The sequence below is a fragment of the Streptomyces sp. sk2.1 genome (assembly GCF_008120935.1).
GTDB lineage: Bacteria > Actinomycetota > Actinomycetes > Streptomycetales > Streptomycetaceae > Streptomyces.
Map to the genome: position 1 here is coordinate 503,796 of NZ_RDBO01000020.1, position 19,701 is coordinate 523,496.

The window sequence follows — 19,701 nt, forward strand, 5'->3', positions numbered from 1 at the left end:
CTCCGGGGTGGTGTTCACGATCCGCGTTCCTGGGCAGCGCCCGCGACCCGTACTACGGAACAACGCTCATGGTCCGCATCCCCGAACGACGCCCACGGTCCGCGTTCCCGGACGGCGCCCGCGGACCCGTGTTCCGGGGCGGCGCTCAGAGCTCGTCCCGCACCCGGTGCGTGATCCAGGCGGCGTCGACTTCCTTCCAGCAACGGTCGTCCAGCCGTACGGTCCGCCCCGGGGCCACGTCGACCGGGGCCGCGTCGGCGTCGATGTCCCACCAGCGGCGGCACTCGGTGTGCAGCTGCACGCGGTCGGTGGAGGGGTACGGATTGTGGCAGTAGGCCACGACCCGGGAGCCCAGCACGGAGGTACGGCATTCGGCTCCGGCGGGTTCCGGGCCGGTGGCGGCGGGTGCGGGGGCCGGTGCCCCGGCTCGGCCCGCCATGGATATCCCCATCGGGGCGGCCAGCGCGGCGACGGCCATGGAGGCCGCCAGCAGGGCCCAGGTCCGGCGACGCGTGGAGCGCATGGCGTCCTCCCTCCCCCGCAGCCTGACCAGAAGTCCGGTTCACCACATTCTGCGGTGGATCGACCTTCTTTTCGACTTGAGTGGCCCGGGGGTGGACCTCGATCGGCCCGGGGCCGGGCGAGGACGCGCGACGGCCGCGTACCGCCCGGTCCGGGGCGGTACGCGGCCGTGTCACAGCCTGTGGTGCGGGATCAGGCACCCATCATGTGCACGCCACCGTCGACGTGGATGATCTCGCCCGTGGTCTTCGGGAAGAAGTCCGAGAGCAGGGCGACGACACCGCGTCCGGCCGGCTCCGGGTCCGCCATGTTCCAGGCCAGCGGGGAGCGGGTGTTCCACACGTCCGCGAGCTCGATGAAGCCCGGGATGGACTTCGCGGCCATGGAGCCGATCGGTCCGGCGGAGATCAGGTTGCAGCGGATGTCGTCCTTGCCCAGGTCGCGGGCGAGGTAGCGGGAGGTGGCCTCCAGCGCGGCCTTGGCCGGGCCCATCCAGTCGTACTGCGGCCAGGCGTACTGCGCGTCGAAGGTGAGGCCGACGATCGAGCCGCCGTCGTTCATCAGCGGCTTGCAGGCCATGGCGAGCGACTTCAGCGAGAACGCCGAGACGTGCATCGCCGTGGCGACGGACTCGAACGGGGTGTTCAGGAAGTTGCCGCCGAGCGCGTCCTGCGGCGCGAAGCCGATGGAGTGGACGACGCCGTCGAGCGAGCCGAGCTCGTCGCGGACCAGGCCGGCGAGGCGGTCCAGGTGCTCGGTGTTGGTCACGTCCAGCTCGATGACCTTGGCGGGCTTCGGCAGCTTCTTGGCGATGCGCTCGGTCAGCGTGGGCCGCGGGAAGGCGGTCAGGATGACCTCGGCGCCCTGCTCCTGGGCCACCTTGGCGGTGTGGAAGGCGATGGACGACTCCATCAGCACACCGGTGACGAGGATGCGCTTGCCGTCGAGAATTCCGCTCATGCTGATCAGTGACCCATGCCCAATCCGCCGTCAACGGGGATGACGGCTCCAGTGATGTACGACGCGTCGTCGGAGGCGAGGAAGCGCACCGCGGCGGCGATCTCCTCGGGCCGCGCGTAGCGGCCGAGCGGCACCTGGGACACGATGCCCTTGCGCTGCTCCTCGGTGAGCACCTGCGTCATGTCGGTGTCGACGAAGCCGGGCGCGACGACGTTGAAGGTGATGTTCCGCGAGCCGAGTTCACGGGCCAGGGACCGGGCGAAACCGACCAGACCGGCCTTGGAGGCGGCGTAGTTCGCCTGCCCGGCGGAGCCGAGGAGCCCGACGACGGAGGAGATGAGGACGACCCGGCCCTTCTTGGCGCGCAGCATGCCGCGGTTGGCGCGCTTGACGACCCGGAAGGTGCCGGTGAGGTTGGTGTCGAGCACGGACGTGAAGTCCTCCTCCGACATCCGCATCAGCAACTGGTCCTTGGTGATACCGGCGTTGGCGACCAGTACCTCGACGGGGCCGTGCTTCTCCTCGATCTCCTTGTAGGCCTGCTCCACCTGTTCGGCGTCCGTGATGTCGCAACGGACCGCCAGGCAGCCCGCTTCGGTGAGGACTTGGGGCGGCTCGCCGGAGCGGTAGGTGATCGCGACCTTGTCGCCGTTGTCGGCGAAAGCTCGGGCGATGGCGAGGCCGATGCCCCGGTTTCCTCCGGTGACGAGAACCGAGCGGCTCAACGGATCACCCTTTCGATAGCGGTCTGGTACATCGAAAACCTATCGGTACCACCCGCCCGGCGAGGACTCGGCCCCTGACAGCGCCTTCGGCCGGGCACTGTGGGGTTCCTACAGATGATCGCCCATGGGGCGCATCCCGGCTGGCCCCGGCGGGCGGCGCCGGATATCCCCGGGTGCGGTCACCGTGCGGCGTGATTCACTTCCGTGGTGTATCGAGAAGGGAATTCCCTGTGCCCCATGAGGTAGATCAGTCTTTTCTGGCCCTGCCCCTGCGCGCCCTCGCCGACGCGGCGCTCGCCCGCGCGCGGGCGCTGGGCGCCGCGCATGCCGACTTCCGCTTCGAGCGGGTGCGCAGCGCGTCCTGGCGGCTGCGGGACGCCCGGCCCGCGGGCTCCTCGGACACCACCGATCTCGGGTACGCGGTGCGGGTGGTGCACGGCGGCGCGTGGGGGTTCGCGTCCGGCGTCGACCTGACGATGGACGCGGCGGCGAAGGTGGCCTCGCAGGCCGTGGCCATGGCGAAGCTGTCGGCGAAGGTGATCGCGGCGGCCGGCTCGGACGAGCGGGTCGAGCTGGCGGACGAGCCGTCGCACGGCGAGCGGACCTGGGTCTCGGCGTACGAGGTCGATCCCTTCGACGTGCCGGACGAGGAGAAGGCGGCGCTGCTCGCCGAGTGGAGCTCCCGGCTGCTGGGCGCCGAGGGCGTCGCGCACGTGGACGCCTCGCTGACGGCCGTGCACGAGAACAAGTTCTACGCGGACACGGCGGGCACCGTGACCACCCAGCAGCGGGTCCGGCTGCACCCGGAGTTCACCGCGGTGGCCGTGGACGGGACGACCGGCGAGTTCGACTCGATGCGGACGATCGCCCCGCCGGTGGGACGCGGCTGGGAGTACATGACCGGGACCGGCTGGGACTGGGACGACGAACTGGCGCGGATTCCCGGCCTGCTGGCCGAGAAGATGCGGGCGCCGAGCGTCGAGGCGGGGACGTACGACCTGGTCGTCGACCCGTCCAACCTCTGGCTGACCATCCACGAGTCGATCGGCCACGCCACGGAGCTGGACCGGGCGCTGGGCTACGAGGCGGCGTACGCCGGGACCTCGTTCGCCACCTTCGACCAGCTGGGGAAGCTGGCGTACGGCTCCTCCGTGATGAACGTGACCGGTGACCGCACCGCCGAGCACGGGCTCGCAACCATCGGGTACGACGACGAGGGCGTCGAGGCGCAGTCCTGGGACCTGATCAGGAACGGGACGCTGGTCGGGTACCAGCTGGACCGGCGGATCGCGAGGCTGACGGGGCTGGGCCGGTCCAACGGCTGTGCCTACGCGGACTCGCCGGGTCACGTCCCCGTCCAGCGGATGGCGAACGTGTCGCTGCGGCCGGAGCCGGGCGGGCTGTCCACGGAGGACCTGATCGGCGGGGTGGAGCGCGGGATCTACGTGGTCGGCGACCGGTCCTGGTCGATCGACATGCAGCGCCACAACTTCCAGTTCACCGGGCAGCGGTTCTTCCGCATCGAGAACGGCCGGCTGGCCGGTCAGCTGCGCGATGTCGCCTACCAGGCGACGACGACGGACTTCTGGGGCTCGATGGAGAAGGTCGGCGGCCCGCAGACGTACGTCCTGGGCGGCGCCTTCAACTGCGGCAAGGCCCAGCCCGGCCAGGTCGCGGCCGTCTCGCACGGCTGCCCCTCCGCCCTCTTCCGGGGCGTGAACATCCTCAACACGACGCAGGAGGCCGGACGATGAGCCGCGTCAGCAAGCCGCACGAGATCGTCGAGCGGGCGCTCGAACTGTCCACCGCGGACGGGTGCGTGGTCATCGCCGACGAGGAGTCGTCGGCGAACCTGCGCTGGGCCGGCAACGCCCTCACGACGAACGGGGTGACGCGGGGGCGGACCCTGACCGTCATCGCGACCGTGGACGGTGCGCAGGGCACCGCGTCCGGGGTGGTGTCGCGGTCGGCCGTCACCGCGGACGACCTGGAGCCGCTGGTGCAGGCCGCCGAGGCCGCCGCGCGCGGGGCCGGTCCCGCGGAGGACGCCCAGCCGCTGGTCGGCGGGGTGCCCGTGTCGCCCGGCTTCACGGACGCGCCGGCCGAGACGGGCTCGGACGTCTTCGCGGAGTTCGCCCCGGCGCTCGGCGACGCCTTCGCCCGGGCCCGTTCCGGCGGCCGTGAACTGTACGGCTTCGCCAACCACGAGATGACCTCCACCTACCTCGGCACATCGACGGGGCTGCGGCTGCGCCACGACCAGCCGAACGGGACGCTGGAGCTCAACGCGAAGTCGCCCGACCGGACCCGCTCGACCTGGGCGGGCCGTTCCACGCGCGATTTCAAGGACGTCGACCCGGCCGAGCTCGACACGGAGCTGGCGCGGCGGCTGAGCTGGTCGGAGCGCCGGATCGAGCTGCCCGCCGGGCGGTACGAGACGCTGCTGCCGCCGACCGCGGTGGCCGATCTGCTGATCTACCAGCTGTGGTCGTCGACGGCGCGGGACGCCGCGGAGGGCCGGACGGTGTTCTCCCGGCCGGGCGGCGGGACCAGGCTCGGCGAGAAGCTGTCCGGGCTTCCGCTGACGCTGCGCAGCGATCCGCACGCGCCGGGGCTCGAATCGGCGCCGTTCGTGATCGCCCACTCCTCCGGGGACAGCGCCTCCGTCTTCGACAACGGTCTGCCGCTGGCGCCGACCGACTGGATCCGGGGCGGCGAGCTGGCGCACCTGACGACCACCCGGCACACGGCGGGGCTGACCGGGCTGCCGGTCGCGCCGGCGATCGACAACCTGGTGCTGGACGGCGGCGGCGAGCGGTCCTTGGACGAGATGGTGGCGTCCACGACCGGGCGCGGGCTGCTGCTGACCTGCCTCTGGTACATCCGGGAGGTCGACCCGGCGACGCTGCTGCTGACCGGGCTGACCCGCGACGGGGTGTACCTCGTCGAGGACGGCGAGGTCGTCGGCGAGGTGAACAACTTCCGGTTCAACGAGTCGCCGGTGGACCTGCTGTCCCGGGCCACCGAGGCGGGCCGCACCGAGAAGACACTGCCGCGCGAGTGGGGCGACTGGTTCACCCGGGCCGCGATGCCCGCGCTGCGCATCCCCGACTTCAACATGAGTTCGGTGAGTCCGGGCGTGTGACCCGCCTAGACTGACTGTTGCAGTTCACCACACGTCTGAGGAGAGAAAGAACCGTGACGGACATCGTCGACGAGCTGAAGTGGCGCGGGCTGTTCGCCCAGTCCACCGATGAGGACGCACTGCGCAAGGCTCTCGCGGACGGTCCCGTCACCTTCTATTGCGGTTACGACCCCACCGCGGCGAGCCTGCACGTCGGGCATCTGGTGCAGGTGCTCACCATGCGCCGGCTCCAGCGGGCCGGTCTGCGTCCGCTCGCCCTGGTGGGCGGGGCCACCGGTCAGATCGGTGACCCGCGGCCGACCGCGGAGCGCACGCTGAACGATCCGGAGACGGTCGCCGGCTGGGTGTCGCGGCTGCGGGCCCAGATCGAGCCGTTCCTGTCCTTCGAGGGCGAGAACGCGGCGGTCATGGTGAACAACCTGGACTGGACCTCGGGCATGTCCGCGATCGAGTTCCTCCGGGACATCGGCAAGCACTTCCGCGTCAACAAGATGCTGACCAAGGACTCCATCGCCCGGCGGCTGGAGTCCGACGAGGGCATCAGCTACACCGAGTTCAGCTACCAGCTGCTCCAGAGCATGGACTTCCTGGAGCTGTACCGGCGCTACGGCTGCACCCTCCAGCAGGGCGGCAGCGACCAGTGGGGCAACCTCACCGCGGGTCTCGACCTGATCCACCGCCTGGAGCCGGGCGCCGAGGTGCACGCGCTGGCGACCCCGCTGATGACGAAGGCGGACGGGACGAAGTTCGGCAAGTCCGAGGGCGGGGCCGTCTGGCTCGACCCGACGATGACGACGCCGTACGCGTTCTACCAGTTCTGGCTGAACGTGGACGACCGGGACGTCTCGCGGTACATGCGCATCCTCAGCTTCCGCAGCCCCGCCGAGCTGGAGGAGCTGGAGAAGGTCACCGAGGAGCGTCCGCAGGCCCGGACGGCGCAGCGCGCGCTGGCCGAGGAGCTGACGACGCTGGTGCACGGCGCCGACCAGTGCGCCGCGGTCATCGCGGCGTCGAAGGCGCTCTTCGGCCAGGGCGAGCTCGGCGAGCTGGACGCGGCGACGCTGGACGCCGCGCTGTCCGAGGTGCCGCACGCCCGGGTCACCGAGCTCGGCCCCCTGGTGGACCTGCTGGTGGAGGTCGGTCTGACGCCGAGCAAGTCGGGTGCCCGTCGCACGGTGAAGGAGGGCGGCGCGTACGTGAACAACGTCAAGGTCACCGACGGCGAGAGCGCACCGGCCCGTGAGGAACTGCTGCACGGGCGCTGGCTGGTGCTGCGCCGGGGCAAGAAGAACCTCGCCGCCATCGAGGTCACCGGCTGATCCCGGAGCCGATCGGCACTGCGGCCGGACACGCGTACGAGCGTGTCCGGCCGCAGTGCGTCGTGCCGGTGGTTCAGGTCTTCTGTCTGGTGCCGCGGAGCGAGGCCCACAGCATGTCGCCGACCCCGACGACGGCCACCGCGCCGATCAGCTGGAGCAGATGGCGCGTCCAGTCGATGCCCTTGGTTTCGTTCACACCGATCCAGGTGGCGACCGCGTTGCCGAGGACGCTGCCGATGATGCCGAAGACGGTCGTCAGCCAGAGGGGGATGTTCTGTTTGCCGGGCAGGATCGCCTTCGCGATCAGGCCGAGCACCAGCCCCACGATGATTGCCCACAGCCAGCCCATGTCGCCTCCTCGTGCGACGCCATGTCACACATGTCCCGCCCAGTGTCGGCCCGCGGGGCGCGGCCCGCACGTCGGGGGAGCCCGGACGTGCGGTACGGGTACCGGTGTGTACGAACCGGGCGTGCCCCGGTCTCGAAGCCGTCGCGGGCCGGGCGTACCGTGGATGCGGTCCGGTCCGGGAGCGTCCGGCGCGGGAAATGAGGTGCCCCCGGTCCGTCGGTGTCGGGGGAAGGGTGGAGACGTGATGCGGAAGCGGAGCGGCGACGAGGTCTTCCGGATCACGGGGGCCCGGCAGGGACTCGCGGACGACGTGCGCGGCAGACAGCGGCGCTATGTGATCTCGATGTCCGTGCGGACGGTCTCGGTGATCCTGGCCGCCGTGCTGTGGAACGTGGAGCGGTACGTCGCGATCGTGGCCCTGGTGCTCGGTGTCCTGCTCCCCTACGTGGCGGTGGTCATCGCCAACGCGGGCCGGGAGAACACTCCTTCGCTCCCCTCGACCTTCGTACCGGCGCCGATGCGGCCGGTCCTCGACGCGGCGCCGGTGTCCGGCGGCACGGACCCCGGACCGAAAAATGGCGAAACATCCCGGGGTGCCGGATCGGCGTGAGCCCGGTCGGGGGCGACCCTCACCGAATCCTCAAGAGAACCTCAGATCAATCATGAAGTTACGGTGCACCGCACCCCGATGTGCGTGACATACTGCGTAGGCGCTCCGCATCCCCCGTCGGAGCGACAGACCGACGCCGGGCAGCTCCCCCCGTGGCTGCTCGGCGTCGCTTTTCTCCGGCACGGGGTGACGTGGACGGCCGGGGAACCCCGGTTCGGCGGCACCGCCTAGGGTTGAGTCCGTGAACTCCCCTGATACCGCGGCCTCTGACGCCGCCGCGCCCATCTGTTCCGCCAAGGGCTGTCGGGCCGACGCCGTGTGGGTGCTCGCCTGGAACAATCCGAAGCTGCACACCCCGGAGCGCCGCAAGACCTGGCTGGCCTGCGAGGAGCACCGGGAGCACCTCTCCTCGTTCCTCGGCGTCCGCGGCTTCCTCAAGGACGTGGTGACGCTGGCGGAGTGGGAGTCCGCCGGACCGGAAGCGGGCGCCGAGTAACGCTCCTCCGCCTTGCGATGCACCGCATCCGACGCCGCGCGCTGATCCACCGAGGGTCACGGGACAGCCCTCAGCCGCCGATCGCCGACATGGGCCGGTCCGGCTGGAGGAAGGAGGGGTCGTCCAGTCCCGATCCGGCCTTCTTCCCCCACATCGCCTCCGTCCAGATCCGGGCGATCTCCTCGTCGGGTGCGCCCGAGCGCAGGGCGGCGCGCAGGTCCGTCTCCTCGCGGGCGAAGAGGCAGGTGCGGACCTGGCCGTCGGCGGTGAGTCTGGTCCGGTCGCAGGCCCGGCAGAAGGGGCGGGTGACGGAGGCGATGACCCCGACCCGGTGCGGTCCGCCGTCGACGATCCAGCGCTCCGCGGGGGCGGAGCCGCGTTCCGTTTCGCCCTCCTCGGTGAGGGTGAAGCGGGTGCGCAGCGACTGGAGGATGTCGCCCGCCGTGATCATGCCGTCGCGCTTCCAGCCGTGCTGGGCATCGAGCGGCATCTGCTCGATGAAGCGGAGCTCGTAGTCGTGCTCGACGGCCCAGGCGAGCAGCTCGGGGGCCTCGTCGTCGTTGAGCCCGGGCATGAGGACGGTGTTGACCTTGACCGGGGTGAGTCCGGCGTCGCGGGCGGCTTCGAGGCCGGCCAGCACGTCGTGGAGGCGGTCGCGGCGGGTGAGTGCCTTGAAGGTCTCGGGGCGCAGGGTGTCCAGCGAGACGTTGACCCGGTCGAGCCCCGCCGCCCTGAGCGCGGCAGCGGTGCGCTTCAGTCCGATGCCGTTGGTGGTGAGCGACATCCTGGGGCGGGGGTCCAGGGCCGCGCACCGCTCGACGACGGAGACCAGGCCGGGGCGCAGCAGCGGCTCGCCGCCGGTGAACCGGACCTCGGTGATGCCCAGCCGGGTGACGGCGATGCGGATCAGCCGGACGATCTCGTCGTCGCTGAGCAGGTCGGGCTTGGCCAGCCACTGCAGGCCCTCCTCGGGCATGCAGTACGTGCACCGGAGGTTGCACCGGTCGGTGAGCGAGACGCGCAGGTCGGTGGCGACCCTGCCGTAGGTGTCGATGAGCATGTGGCCCCCTCCCCCGGTGGCTTTCCGGTGCCGGTCCCGGGTGTCCGGGCGGCGGTTCCGGCTGGCTCCTTCGAGACTACGCGAGAGCTGTGACATCGCGGGGGCCCGTAAGCCACGAGGAGCGGCACGGCCGTGTCGTAGGGTCCTACGACACGGCCGTGTGCGGTGTTCGTTCAGTGCGCCCCGACGCCGGTGAGGGACTTGACCTCCAGCTCGGCGTACTTGCCCTTGTCCGGCTCCTCCTTCGAGAGGAGGGAGCCGATCCAGCCGAGCAGGAAGCCCAGCGGGATGGAGATCAGGCCGGGGTTCTCCAGCGGGAACCAGGCGAAGTCGACGCCCTTGAACATCGACGTCTTCGGGTTGCCGGAGACGACCGGCGAGAACAGCACCAGGATCACCGAGCTGGCCAGGCCGCCGTAGATCGACCACAGCGCGCCCTGGGTGGTGAACCGCTTCCAGAAGAGGCTGTAGAGGATGGTCGGCAGGTTGGCGGACGCGGCGACGGCGAAGGCGAGTGCCACGAGCCCGGCGACGTTCATGTCGCGGGCGAAGGCGCCCAGGACGATCGCGACCGCGCCGATGAGGACGGTGGCCCAGCGGGCGGCCCGCATCTCCTCCTTCTCGGTGGCCTTCCCCCTGCGGATGACGTTGGCGTAGATGTCGTGCGCGAAGGAGGACGAGGAGGCGAGGGTGAGTCCCGCGACGACGGCGAGGATGGTGGCGAAGGCGACGGCGGAGATCACCGCGAGCAGCACGGCGCCGCCGGTGGAGCCGACCCCGCCGAGGTATTCGGCGAGTTGCGGGGCGGCGGCGTTCCCGGCCGGGTTCTTGGCCTTGATCTCGGCCGGGCCGATCAGGGCCGCGGCGCCGAAGCCGAGCGCGATCGTCATCAGGTAGAACGCGCCGATGATGCCGATGGCCCAGTTGACGGACTTCCGGGCGGCCTTGGCGGTCGGCACCGTGTAGAAGCGGATCAGGATGTGCGGCAGGCCGGCGGTGCCGAGGACGAGCGCGATGCCGAGGGAGAGGAAGTCCAGCTTCGAGGTGCCGGTGACGCCGTACTTGAGGCCGGGTTCCAGGAACGCCGCCCCGTGGCCGCTCTTCGCGGCGGCCGTGCCCAGCAGGTCGGAGATGTTGAAGTCGAACTTCAGCAGCACCAGGAAGGTCATCAGCAGGGCACCCGCGATCAGCAGGACGGCCTTGACCATCTGCACCCAGGTGGTGCCCTTCATGCCGCCGATGGTCACGTACACGATCATCAGCACGCCGACCAGGGAGACGATGAGGATCTTGCCGGCGTCGCTGGTGATGCCGAGGAGGAGGGCGACCAGGACGCCCGCGCCCGCCATCTGCGCCAGCAGGTAGAAGATCGAGACGACGATGGTGGAGACACCGGCGGCGGTGCGGACCGGGCGCTGGCGCATCCGGTAGGCGAGGACGTCGCCCATCGTGTAGCGGCCCGAGTTGCGCAGCGGTTCGGCGACCAGCAGCAGGGCCACCAGCCAGGCGACGAGGAAGCCGATGGAGTACAGGAAGCCGTCGTAGCCGAAGAGGGCGATGGCGCCGGCGATGCCGAGGAACGAGGCGGCGGACATGTAGTCGCCGGAGACCGCGAGTCCGTTCTGGAAGGCGGTGAACTGGCGACCGCCCGCGTAGAAGTCGGCGGCGCTCCTGGTCTGGCGGCCGGCCCAGACGGTGATGCCGAGGGTGGCGGCGACGAAGACCGCGAACAGGGTGATGATCAGCGGCCGGTGTTCGCTGGTGGACGAGGCGGCCAGTGTCACGGCGGTGTGGGAGTGGTACGCGGCGCTCATGCGTCGGCCTCCATGCGGGACTTGATCGCCTCGGCCTTCGGGTCGAGCTTCGCCGCGGCGTGGCGCGAGTAGAACCAGGCGATGAGGAAGGTGGTGACGAACTGGGCGAGACCGAACACGAAGGCCACGTTGATGTTGCCGTACACCTTGGTGCCCATGAAGCCGCCCGCGTAGTTGGACAGCAGCACGTACAGCAGGTACCAGAGGACGAAGGCGACGGTCAGCGGGAAGGCGAACGAGCGGTACGTGCGGCGCAGTTCGCCGAACTCCTCGCTCTCCTGCGTCTCGAGGAACGCCTCGGTCGTGGGCCGGGTGGGGCGGGTGTCCGTACTGCCCTCGGGCGGCGGCGGTGCATCGGTAGCCACGGAATCTCCTCGCGACGCGGGTGCGGTGGTGTGGGTGACGGTCGGTCTCATCGGGAAGGCCGGGTGCGAAACCCCTTCCCGGCGGGGGGCGGGGAGCGCTCTCCCCGTCATGGGCACGGAGGGTTCCGCGGGGCGGTTCACCGCGGATGTGCACTTCTCCCGCCGCTTCCTGCCGCAATCCGGTCGAATCCGTTACCACGAACTCATTGATGAGCGGGGATGATCAGCGATAACTTCACACGTCATGTACGCGATCGGCCACATCCGTGCCGGTCGCTCGGCACGGATGATGTGGAGACCCCATGGCTCAGCTGGGATCCAGACGGACGCGCGCACTGACATTGCCCGTCGGGCTGGCCCTCACCGCTTCGCTCGGCTTCCTCCCCGCGGGTGCCGCCTCCGCCGCACCGGTGGACGCGCAGCCCGCGGCGGCGGTGTCGACGGACGGACCGAAGCTCTCCTACGTGGTCAACACGCGCGGAAACCACGGCACGGTCAAGCGGGTGAAGAAGGCGATAACCGAGGCCGGTGGCACGGTCGTGGTCGCCTACGAGCAGATCGGCGTCATCGTCGCCCACTCGCAGAACCCGGACTTCGCGAAGACGATCCGCCGGGTCAAGGGCGTGGATTCGGCAGGGGCCACCCGTACCAACCCCATCGTCCCGCAGGCCACCACGGACACCGGGGACGACCAGCCGCTCAGCGCCGCCCAGGCGAAGAGCGCGGCGGCGCGGGCCGCGGCGGACCAGGACCCGATGGAGCCCCTGCAGTGGGACCTGCCCGCCATCAAGGCGGACCAGGCGCACAAGAAGACGCTGGGCAGCAGCAAGGTCACGGTCGCGGTCATCGACACGGGCGTCGACGACACCCACCCGGACCTGGCGCCGAACTTCGACCGCGGGGCCTCGGCGAGCTGTGTCTCCGGGGCGCCGGACACGACGGACGGCGCCTGGCGCCCGAAGGCCGGCGAGAGCAACCACGGCACGCACGTGGCCGGCACCATCGCCGCCGCGAAGAACGGCATCGGCATCACGGGCGTGGCGCCGGGGGTGAAGGTCGCCGGCATCAAGGTGGCGAACCCGGACGGCTTCTTCTACACCGAGTCGATCGTCTGCAGCTTCGTCTGGGCCGCCGAGCACGGGGTCGACGTCACCAACAACAGCTATTACACCGACCCGTGGATGTTCAACTGCAAGGAGGACGAGGACCAGGGCGCCCTGGTCGAGGCCGTCGCCCGTGCCACGCGGTACGCGGAGCGCAAGGGCGCGGTCAACGTCGCCTCGGCCGGCAACAGCGCCTTCGACCTGGCCTCCGACGCGATCGAGGACACGACCAGCCCGAACGACACCGAGCCGGTCACCCGCACGATCGACCCGAGCGAGTGCCTCGACATCCCGGCGATGCTGCCGGGCGTGGTGACGGTCTCCGCGACCGGTGCCAAGGGCCTGAAGTCCTCGTACTCGAACTACGGGAACGGCGTCATCGACGTGGCGGCCCCGGGCGGTGACTCCACGGTCTACCAGACGCCCGCCCCGCCGGCCACGAGCGGCCTGATCCTGTCCACGCTGCCGGACGGCAAGTACGGCTACAAGGCCGGTACGTCGATGGCCTCCCCGCACGTCGCGGGTGTCGCGGCCCTGATCAAGTCGAAGCACCCGTACGCGCCCGCGGCCGCGGTGAAGGCGCTGCTGCTCGCGGAGGCCGACGCCACCGCGTGCGGCGAGCCGTACGACATCGACGGCGACGGCACGATCGACGCCGTCTGCGAGGGCGGCAAGAACCGCAACGGCTTCTACGGCGCCGGTGTGGTGAACGCGCTGAACGCGGTCCGCTGGTAGCGGGAAGCGGCACGAACGGGAGGGTCCGGGGTCTTCGACCGGGCCCTCCCGCTGTTCACCGGGGTACCGGCACGCCTTCCCCCGTGGTGGCACCCGGTGCCATAGTGCGGGGATGAACCAGGTACGTGCATCCGGCATCGAACAGGCGTGGGCGGCGCTGGGCGGTGATCCCGCCCTGCTCGCCCGCATCGGGACGGGCGGTCGCGGCGGGACGCTCCCCGCACGGCTGCCCGTCATGGAGCTGGCCCGGTCCACCGTGGCGGTCTGCTCGCTGGCCGCCGCCGAGCTGGCCGCCCGCCGGACCGGCGGCCCGGTGCCGCGGGTCCGGATCGACGACGGCGCGGTGGCGACGGCGTTCACCGGCGAACGCCATCTGCGGATCGACGGGCGGGCGGCGGCCACCTTCGCCCCGCTGTCCAGGTTCTGGCGCTCGGCGGACGGCTGGGTCCGTACGCACGCCAACTACCCGCACCACCGGGCCCGGCTGCTCGCCGCACTGGGACTGCCCGGGGACGCCCCGGACGACGTCGCGGTGGCCGCGGTGGCCGCCTCGTTCGCCGGGCTCCGGGGCGAGGAGATCGAGCGGACGGTGTACGCGGCGGGCGGCCTGGCCGTGGCCGCCCGCACCCCGGCGCGGTGGGCGGCCGATCCGCGGGGCGCCGCCCTGGCGGGCACGCCGCTGGTGGCCGGGGAACGGCTCGACGACGCGCCGGTGCGCCGGGCGGCGGCGCCCGGCGGCGAACCGGTACTGCCCGCCGCCGGGTTGCGCGTGCTGGACCTCACCCGGGTGATCGCCGGGCCCGTCGCCACCCGGACCCTGGCGCTGCTCGGCGCGGACGTGCTGCGGATCGACTCGCCGCGGCTGCCGGAGAGCCCGGACGCGCACGGCGACACCGGCTTCGGGAAGCGGTCGGCGGACCTGGATCTCGGCCGCCCTTCCGGCCGGGCCGCTCTCGACGCGTTGCTGGACGACGTGGACGTGGTCGTCCTCGGGTACCGGCCGGGGGCGCTGGACCGGTTCGGGCTGACGCCCCGGGCCCTGGCCGCGCGCAGGCCGGGGCTGGTCGTCGGGCGGTTGTCGGCCTGGGGGTTCTCGGGCCCGTGGGCGGAGCGGCGCGGCTTCGACAGTCTGGTGCAGGTGGCCACGGGCATCGCCTCGGTCCAGGCCGGGCCGGAGGGCCCGCCGGGTGCGCTGCCCGCGCAGGCGCTGGACCACGGCACCGGCTATCTGCTGGCCGCCGCCGTGCTGCGGGCCCTGACCGAGCAGCACGACGGGGGCGGCTCCCGGCTGGTCACGCTCTCGCTGGCCCGTACCGCCGCCTGGCTGCTGGACGAGCTGCCCGCCCCGGCCCCGGAGGGCTCCGGCACCGGCTCCGATGCCCGCTCCGGCTCCGATGCCGACACCGACGGGCCGTGCGACTCGTACGACCCGGAGAAGTGGCTCACGGAGACGGACAGCCCGCTGGGCCGGCTGCGGCACGCGCTGCCGGCGGTCGCCTTCGACGGCTCCCCCGCGAACTGGTCGCGCCCGCCCGGCCCGCTGGGGGCGGACCGGCCGGTCTGGCTCGCGGCCCGGTGAACGTCCTCAGTCCCGGGGCCCGTCCGTCGTGGTGCGCCCCGTCCGCTCCGGGGCGGGGGCGAGTGCCCCGGTGGTCAGCAGGTACTGCGCCGCGAGGTAGGTGAACATGACCCAGAAGTCGGGGGCGGGCAGTTGCGGCCAGTCGGCGATCCCGGTGGCGATCAGCCCGTCGGAGAGCAGGAACAGCCCTCCGCCGACGGCCGCGCGCATGCCGAGGGCGCCGGCCCGGCACGCCATCGCCGTGAGCAGCATGCTGTAGCCGGCGATCGGCACCCGCATGTCCGCGGGCAGCCCGTTCCAGAGCAGCGCGACGAAGACGGTCAGGACCACCGCGTATCCGAGCGCGGCCACCGGTGAGCTGTGGGCCCGTCCGAAGAGCCACAGGTAGCAGATGTGGCCGACGGCGAAGGAGCCCATCCCGACCAGGAAGGCCGTGTCGGAGTCGAACAGCAGGAAGGTGTCGCCGCCCCAGCCGAACAGCAGCGCCGCGACGAGCAGCCGGGGACCGCGCCGGGCGAGGGCGTACCCCGCCAGCAGCGGCATCAGCAGGGGTTTCGCGATCTGGTGGGCGAGTTCGATCCCGGCGAGCACGCCGACGAGGTCGACGGCGCCGGCCACGAGGAACGCGATGAGCAGCGGGCGCACGAGGCGGTCCCGGCGGCCCGGGCCGGCGTCGGCCCCCGTCCGGCCCGCGCCGCGGGGGCCTCGGCCGGTGTCGGTGTTCGTCCGGCGGTCCCGGTCGGCTTCGGCGCTCATCCGGCGCGCTCCTCGGTGGGAAGGGTCGTGGTCGTGGTCGTGCTCGTGGAGGCCGCGGAAGCCGCGGCAGGCTGCCAGCCCGGCCCGCGGAAGATCCGTCCGGCGCGCTCGCTCCAGCTGCTCGCCGCCCGTACGTCGCGGGCGATGGCGACGTACTCGTGGGTGGCGACCCGCAGGGGGTTGAACGTGTCGATGTTCTTGGTGAGGCCGAACACGGGGCGCTCCGTCTCGGCCGTGAAGGACCCGAAGAGCCGGTCCCAGACGATCAGGATGCCGCCGAAGTTCCGGTCCAGGTAGCCGCCCTGCGACGCGTGGTGCACCCGGTGGTGGGAGGGCGTGTTCAGCACGTACTCGAAGGGCCGGGGCAGCTTGTCGACGCGCTCGGTGTGCACCCAGAACTGGTAGACGAGGTTGGCCGACGAGCAGAAGGCGAGCGCGGCCGGGTGGACCCCGCAGGCGATCATCGGCAGGTAGAACGGCCAGACGGTCAGCGAGGTCCAGGGCTGGCGCAGCGCGGTGGAGAGGTTGAACTTGCGGCTGGAGTGGTGGACCACGTGGCAGGCCCAGAGGATCCGGATGACGTGGTGGCCGCGGTGCGACCAGTAGTAGAAGAAGTCCTGCGCGAGCAGCATCAGCAGAACGGTCCACCAGAGCACGGGGACGCGCAGCGGGGTCAGCTCGTAGACGGCCGTGTAGATCGCGACGACGGGCACTTTCCACAACAGGTCGAAGGCCAGGCTGCCCAGCCCCATGCTGATGCTGGTGACGGTGTCCTTCGTCCCGTACCCGGCGGCCTCCTCGTCGGGATGGAAGTGGTGGAGGGCCATTTCCAGGACGGTGAGCAGGACAAAGGCCGGTATGGACCAGAGCACTACATCGGGCAGGTTCGTCGGCATGTCAGCACCGTAGAGCCGCAGGTGGGCCGGGGGCCAGACGTTGTTACCAACAAGTATGCGAGACGCGTTGTCAGCAGTCTTTGGTGACTTCTGCCAACACGCTCGTCGTACGATCCTTTGACCTGAGCCGCCCCGGGGAGGAAATGCCGTGCAGGGTCTGGAAGTTGCGCTGGTCCGGCTGGCGACGACGGTCATCGGCACGGTGGCCAGGTCACTGGTCGCGCCGCGGCCGGGAGCGGGCCTGGTCCCGGACCCGGTGCGCCCGCTCCCCCGCCCGGCGAAACCGGACCGGCTGGCGAGGGTGCTCGGCGGACGGCTGGCGGAGTCGTACGCCGGACTGCCCGAGCACGAGCGGCTGGCCGCCGTGGAGGCGGTGCGGGACACCTTCGCGGCGGCGGGCGAGCTGACGGCGGACCGGCTGTTCGCGGTCGGCCTGGAGCCCGAGCGGCTGCGCGCCGCGCTGTCGGCGCCCGCCGCGGGCCTCTCGGGGCGGGCGGTCGAGCTGTACGAGGAGCTGCTCGGCCGGTGCTGCGCGCATGCCGTGGAGCAGCTGACCGCCCAGCCGGCGTTCGCGGCGCGGGCCGCCGTGGAGCAGACCCGCGCGACGGAGCGGACGCGGGAGCTGGTCGAGGACGTCCGGGCCCGGGTGGGCCCGCGCCCGGACGCTGCGGCGTCGGCCTTCGAGCAGCGGTACGCGGAGTTCGTGGCCGCTGCCCACGGCCGGATGGGGCTGTTCGGGCTGACGCTGGGCCGGTCGGCGGCCGAGTGGCCGCTGGAGACGGCCTACATCAGCCTGACGGTGAGCGGGAGCGGTGCCCGGCAGGGCGGGCTGGAGCACCCGGCCGCGGTGCCGGTCTCCGTCGAGCAGGCGCTGTCCGGGACGGACCGGCTGCTGCTGCGGGGTCCGGCCGGTTCGGGCAAGAGCACGCTGGTGCAGTGGCTCGCGGTGAACGCCGCCCGTCGCACGTTCGGCACCGGCCTGACGGACTGGAACCGCTGTGTGCCGTTCGTCCTGCGGCTGCGCGCGTTCACCGCGCACGGGACCCTGCCCACGCCCGAGGAGTTCCTGCGCGCGGCCGGGGTGCCTCTGCACGGCGCGGCGCCCGCCGGCTGGGCGGACCGGCTGCTGACCGAGGGCCGGGCGCTGGTCCTGGTCGACGGGGTGGACGAGGTCCCGACGCGGCTGCGCAGCCGGACCGATCGCTGGCTCAAGGACCTGATCACGGCCTACCCGCGGGCCCGTTACGTGGTGACGACCCGGCCGTCCGCGGTGCCGGAGAACTGGCTGTCCGGTTCCGGCTTCGAGGCGCACTCGCTGCTGCCGATGAACCAGAGGGACATCCGCTCGTTCGTCGACCACTGGCACGCGGCGGCCCGCTCCGAATGCCCCGGCCCCGAGGAGCGCGAGCAACTGGACGTGTACGAGGCCTCGCTGCGGCGCGCGGTGGGCATGCGCCGCGACCTGGCGCGGCTCGCGACGAATCCGCTGATGTGCGCCCTGCTGTGCGCGCTGAACCGGGACCGCAGGATGCAACTCCCGCGCGCCCGCAAGGAGCTGTACGACGCGGCACTGGACATGCTGCTGGTGCGCCGGGACACCGAGCGGGAGATCGCCGGGGTCGAGGGCGTGGACCTGACCCGCGAGGAGCAGACGGCGCTGCTCCAGCGGCTGGCGTACTGGCTGATCCGCAACGGCCAGGTGGAGGCGGACCGCGACGAGGCCGGGGCGATGGTCGCCGAGTGGCTGACGGCGATGCCCCAGGTGCGGGGGACGCCGGAGCAGGTGTTCGCGCACCTGTTGATCCGCAGCGGTCTGCTGCGCGAACCCGCGCCGGGCGCGGTGGGGTTCGTGCACCGGACCTTCCAGGACTACCTGGGCGCGAAGGCCGCGGTGGAGGCCCGCGACTTCGGCGTCCTGGTCAAGCACGCGCACGACGACCAGTGGCACGACGTGGTCCAGATGGCGGTGGGCCACGCCCGCCCCGACGAACGGGCCCGGCTGCTGCGGCGGTTGCTCAAGCGCGCGGACCAGAACCGCGAGCACGCCCACCGGCTCGTCCTGCTGGCCGCGGCCGGCCTGGAGCACGCGCCGGAACTGGACCCGGCGGTGCGCGCCGAGGTCCAGGAGCGGACGGCCGAGCTGCTGCCGCCGCGCACCCGCCCGGAGGCGGAGGCCCTGGCCGAGGTCGGCGAACTGGTCCTGGAACTGCTGCCGGGGCCGGAGGAGGTTCCCGGTGAGGACGCGGCGGGGTACGTGGTGCTGACGGCGGCCCTCGTCGGCGGCGACGGGGCGTACGAGGTGATCCGGCGCTACCGGAACGACGAGCGGGAGTGGACGGCCGCTCAGCTGACCCAGGCCTGGGGCAAGTTCGATGCCGATGCCTACGCCCGGGAGATACTCGCGGCGCAGACGTGGGACGAGGTCAGCCTGTCCGTGACGGACGTCCGGCAGATGGCCGCGCTCCGGCACGTCCCGGTGGCCCGGCGGATCCGCCTGCAGGGCGATCACGAGGACCTCTCCCGTCTGGTCCCCCGGCGCGAACTGAAGAGGGTCTTCGTCTACGACAACGCGGTACTGAGCGATGTCGGCCCCCTGGCCCGGATGGCCTCGCTCACCGGGGTGGGGCTCAGCCTGTGCCCCCGGGTCCATGATCTCAGCCCGTTGGCGGACCTTCCGCTGACCTGGCTCTCCCTGGTCCATCTGAATCCCTGCCTGCCCAAGGAGCATCTGGAACCGCTCACGGAGATCCGCGACCTCTTCCTGAACCACCGCTTCCCCGTCGACGACCTCTCCGGGCTGGCGCTGGGCCCCCGCCTCAGGTCTCTGTCGCTCGGCCCCCGGGTCGGGGGCCTGGGCCTGGAGGGCATCGAGCGGTGGACCGAGCTGGAGGAGCTCGGGCTGCAGGACCTGCGGCACGTCCGGCTCATGGGCCGCATCCCGCTCCTCCGGCGCCTCATCCGGCTCGACCTCAACCGGCTGGCCCTTCCCGATCTGGGCGTACTCGCCTGCCTCGAATCCCTGCGGACGCTCGTCCTCACCCACTGCCTGTTCACCGAGGGCCTGGCGCCCCTCCGGGAGCTGCCCGCGCTGACCCAGCTGTACCTGTACAACACGTGGGACGACGGACCGGTCGACCTGACCCCGCTGGCCGGTCTCGACGACCTCACGATCCATCTCGGCAGCGAGACGATGGCCACCGGCACCGAACTCTTCCCGCCCGAGCGCCTCGTACGGCCCGTCTGAGGGACCGGGCCCCTCACACCCCC

The 19,701-nt window shown here is 71.7% G+C and carries 17 protein-coding genes; 8 read left to right on the top strand and 9 right to left on the bottom strand.

The genetic code is table 11. The features are described 5' to 3' along the window. Positions 1-145 precede the first annotated feature (145 nt). From EAO76_RS05710 to fabG, 3 genes are all read right to left on the bottom strand, one after another. Positions 146-523, bottom strand: coding sequence for a hypothetical protein (locus tag EAO76_RS05710; protein ID WP_148833969.1), 378 nt, complete (start codon positions 521-523; stop codon positions 146-148). A gap of 191 nt (positions 524-714) precedes the next feature. Then, positions 715-1,482, bottom strand: a complete 768-nt coding sequence (gene fabI, locus EAO76_RS05715; protein WP_148833971.1) for an enoyl-ACP reductase FabI — start codon at positions 1,480-1,482, stop codon at positions 715-717. A gap of 5 nt (positions 1,483-1,487) precedes the next feature. Further along, positions 1,488-2,207, bottom strand: coding sequence for a 3-oxoacyl-[acyl-carrier-protein] reductase (gene fabG, locus EAO76_RS05720; RefSeq protein WP_148833973.1), 720 nt, complete (start codon positions 2,205-2,207; stop codon positions 1,488-1,490). Between the two features lie 230 nt (positions 2,208-2,437). Here fabG and EAO76_RS05725 point away from each other — a divergent pair, with 230 nt between their 5' ends. The 3 genes from EAO76_RS05725 to tyrS are packed head-to-tail and all read left to right on the top strand — an operon-like array spanning position 2,438 to position 6,671. Then, complete coding sequence (locus tag EAO76_RS05725) at positions 2,438-3,961, top strand: TldD/PmbA family protein (RefSeq protein WP_148833975.1); 1,524 nt, start codon at positions 2,438-2,440, stop codon at positions 3,959-3,961. Further along, positions 3,958-5,352 (top strand): metallopeptidase TldD-related protein, encoded by a 1,395-nt coding sequence (locus EAO76_RS05730; protein ID WP_148833977.1) that lies wholly within the window; start codon positions 3,958-3,960, stop codon positions 5,350-5,352. The genes EAO76_RS05725 and EAO76_RS05730 overlap by 4 nt, the downstream gene beginning before the upstream one ends. Positions 5,353-5,405: 53 nt before the next feature. Continuing rightward, positions 5,406-6,671 carry a tyrosine--tRNA ligase gene (gene tyrS, locus EAO76_RS05735; protein ID WP_148833979.1) on the top strand — a complete coding sequence of 422 codons (1,266 nt, stop codon included), beginning with the start codon at positions 5,406-5,408 and terminating at the stop codon, positions 6,669-6,671. Positions 6,672-6,744: 73 nt separating this feature from the next. Here the strand turns inward: tyrS and EAO76_RS05740 are convergent, their stop codons facing one another. Next, positions 6,745-7,020, bottom strand: coding sequence for a GlsB/YeaQ/YmgE family stress response membrane protein (locus tag EAO76_RS05740; protein WP_148833981.1), 276 nt, complete (start codon positions 7,018-7,020; stop codon positions 6,745-6,747). Between the two features lie 244 nt (positions 7,021-7,264). On the opposite strand from EAO76_RS05740, the gene EAO76_RS05745 reads away from it, so the two are divergent. Both EAO76_RS05745 and EAO76_RS05750 read left to right on the top strand, forming a co-directional pair. Beyond that, on the top strand, positions 7,265-7,630 hold the full coding sequence (locus EAO76_RS05745) for a DUF3099 domain-containing protein (RefSeq protein ID WP_148833983.1): 366 nt from the start codon (positions 7,265-7,267) through the stop codon (positions 7,628-7,630). 241 nt (positions 7,631-7,871) lie between these two features. Then, positions 7,872-8,126 (top strand): hypothetical protein, encoded by a 255-nt coding sequence (locus EAO76_RS05750; RefSeq protein WP_148833984.1) that lies wholly within the window; start codon positions 7,872-7,874, stop codon positions 8,124-8,126. Between the two features lie 70 nt (positions 8,127-8,196). Here EAO76_RS05750 and moaA read toward each other — a convergent pair whose 3' ends face one another. From moaA to EAO76_RS05765, 3 genes are all read right to left on the bottom strand, one after another. Beyond that, on the bottom strand, positions 8,197-9,186 hold the full coding sequence (gene moaA, locus EAO76_RS05755; protein ID WP_187438472.1) for a GTP 3',8-cyclase MoaA: 990 nt from the start codon (positions 9,184-9,186) through the stop codon (positions 8,197-8,199). A gap of 173 nt (positions 9,187-9,359) precedes the next feature. Further along, complete coding sequence (locus tag EAO76_RS05760; RefSeq protein WP_148833987.1) at positions 9,360-11,000, bottom strand: cation acetate symporter; 1,641 nt, start codon at positions 10,998-11,000, stop codon at positions 9,360-9,362. Beyond that, positions 10,997-11,365 (bottom strand): DUF485 domain-containing protein, encoded by a 369-nt coding sequence (locus EAO76_RS05765; RefSeq protein WP_148833989.1) that lies wholly within the window; start codon positions 11,363-11,365, stop codon positions 10,997-10,999. Before EAO76_RS05765 ends, EAO76_RS05760 begins: the two co-directional genes overlap by 4 nt. A gap of 302 nt (positions 11,366-11,667) precedes the next feature. Between EAO76_RS05765 and EAO76_RS05770 the strand changes: the two genes are divergently transcribed. Together EAO76_RS05770 and EAO76_RS05775 are read left to right on the top strand one after the other, a co-directional pair. Further along, complete coding sequence (locus tag EAO76_RS05770) at positions 11,668-13,203, top strand: S8 family serine peptidase (RefSeq protein WP_148833991.1); 1,536 nt, start codon at positions 11,668-11,670, stop codon at positions 13,201-13,203. 112 nt (positions 13,204-13,315) lie between these two features. Then, complete coding sequence (locus EAO76_RS05775) at positions 13,316-14,782, top strand: CoA transferase (protein WP_148833993.1); 1,467 nt, start codon at positions 13,316-13,318, stop codon at positions 14,780-14,782. Positions 14,783-14,788: 6 nt separating this feature from the next. Here the strand turns inward: EAO76_RS05775 and EAO76_RS05780 are convergent, their stop codons facing one another. Both EAO76_RS05780 and EAO76_RS05785 read right to left on the bottom strand, forming a co-directional pair. Then, positions 14,789-15,538, bottom strand: coding sequence for a lysoplasmalogenase (locus tag EAO76_RS05780; protein ID WP_148833995.1), 750 nt, complete (start codon positions 15,536-15,538; stop codon positions 14,789-14,791). Further along, positions 15,535-16,434 carry a sterol desaturase family protein gene (locus EAO76_RS05785; protein ID WP_148833997.1) on the bottom strand — a complete coding sequence of 300 codons (900 nt, stop codon included), beginning with the start codon at positions 16,432-16,434 and terminating at the stop codon, positions 15,535-15,537. Before EAO76_RS05785 ends, EAO76_RS05780 begins: the two co-directional genes overlap by 4 nt. Positions 16,435-16,582: 148 nt before the next feature. On the opposite strand from EAO76_RS05785, the gene EAO76_RS05790 reads away from it, so the two are divergent. After that, positions 16,583-19,678, top strand: a complete 3,096-nt coding sequence (locus EAO76_RS05790) for an NACHT domain-containing NTPase (protein ID WP_148834000.1) — start codon at positions 16,583-16,585, stop codon at positions 19,676-19,678. Positions 19,679-19,701 lie beyond the last annotated feature (23 nt).

Excerpts from the sequence above, each read along its gene's own strand:
- EAO76_RS05760 (WP_148833987.1), bottom strand. The coding sequence starts at position 11,000 with ATGAGCGCCGCGTACCACTCCCACACCGCCGTGACACTGGCCGCCTCG.
- fabI (WP_148833971.1), bottom strand. The coding sequence starts at position 1,482 with ATGAGCGGAATTCTCGACGGCAAGCGCATCCTCGTCACCGGTGTGCTG.
- EAO76_RS05770 (WP_148833991.1), top strand. The coding sequence starts at position 11,668 with ATGGCTCAGCTGGGATCCAGACGGACGCGCGCACTGACATTGCCCGTC.
- EAO76_RS05780 (WP_148833995.1), bottom strand. The coding sequence starts at position 15,538 with ATGAGCGCCGAAGCCGACCGGGACCGCCGGACGAACACCGACACCGGC.
- moaA (WP_187438472.1), bottom strand. The coding sequence starts at position 9,186 with ATGCTCATCGACACCTACGGCAGGGTCGCCACCGACCTGCGCGTCTCG.
- EAO76_RS05785 (WP_148833997.1), bottom strand. The coding sequence starts at position 16,434 with ATGCCGACGAACCTGCCCGATGTAGTGCTCTGGTCCATACCGGCCTTT.
- EAO76_RS05740 (WP_148833981.1), bottom strand. The coding sequence starts at position 7,020 with ATGGGCTGGCTGTGGGCAATCATCGTGGGGCTGGTGCTCGGCCTGATC.
- EAO76_RS05745 (WP_148833983.1), top strand. The coding sequence starts at position 7,265 with ATGCGGAAGCGGAGCGGCGACGAGGTCTTCCGGATCACGGGGGCCCGG.
- EAO76_RS05775 (WP_148833993.1), top strand. The coding sequence starts at position 13,316 with ATGAACCAGGTACGTGCATCCGGCATCGAACAGGCGTGGGCGGCGCTG.
- EAO76_RS05730 (WP_148833977.1), top strand. The coding sequence starts at position 3,958 with ATGAGCCGCGTCAGCAAGCCGCACGAGATCGTCGAGCGGGCGCTCGAA.
- EAO76_RS05710 (WP_148833969.1), bottom strand. The coding sequence starts at position 523 with ATGCGCTCCACGCGTCGCCGGACCTGGGCCCTGCTGGCGGCCTCCATG.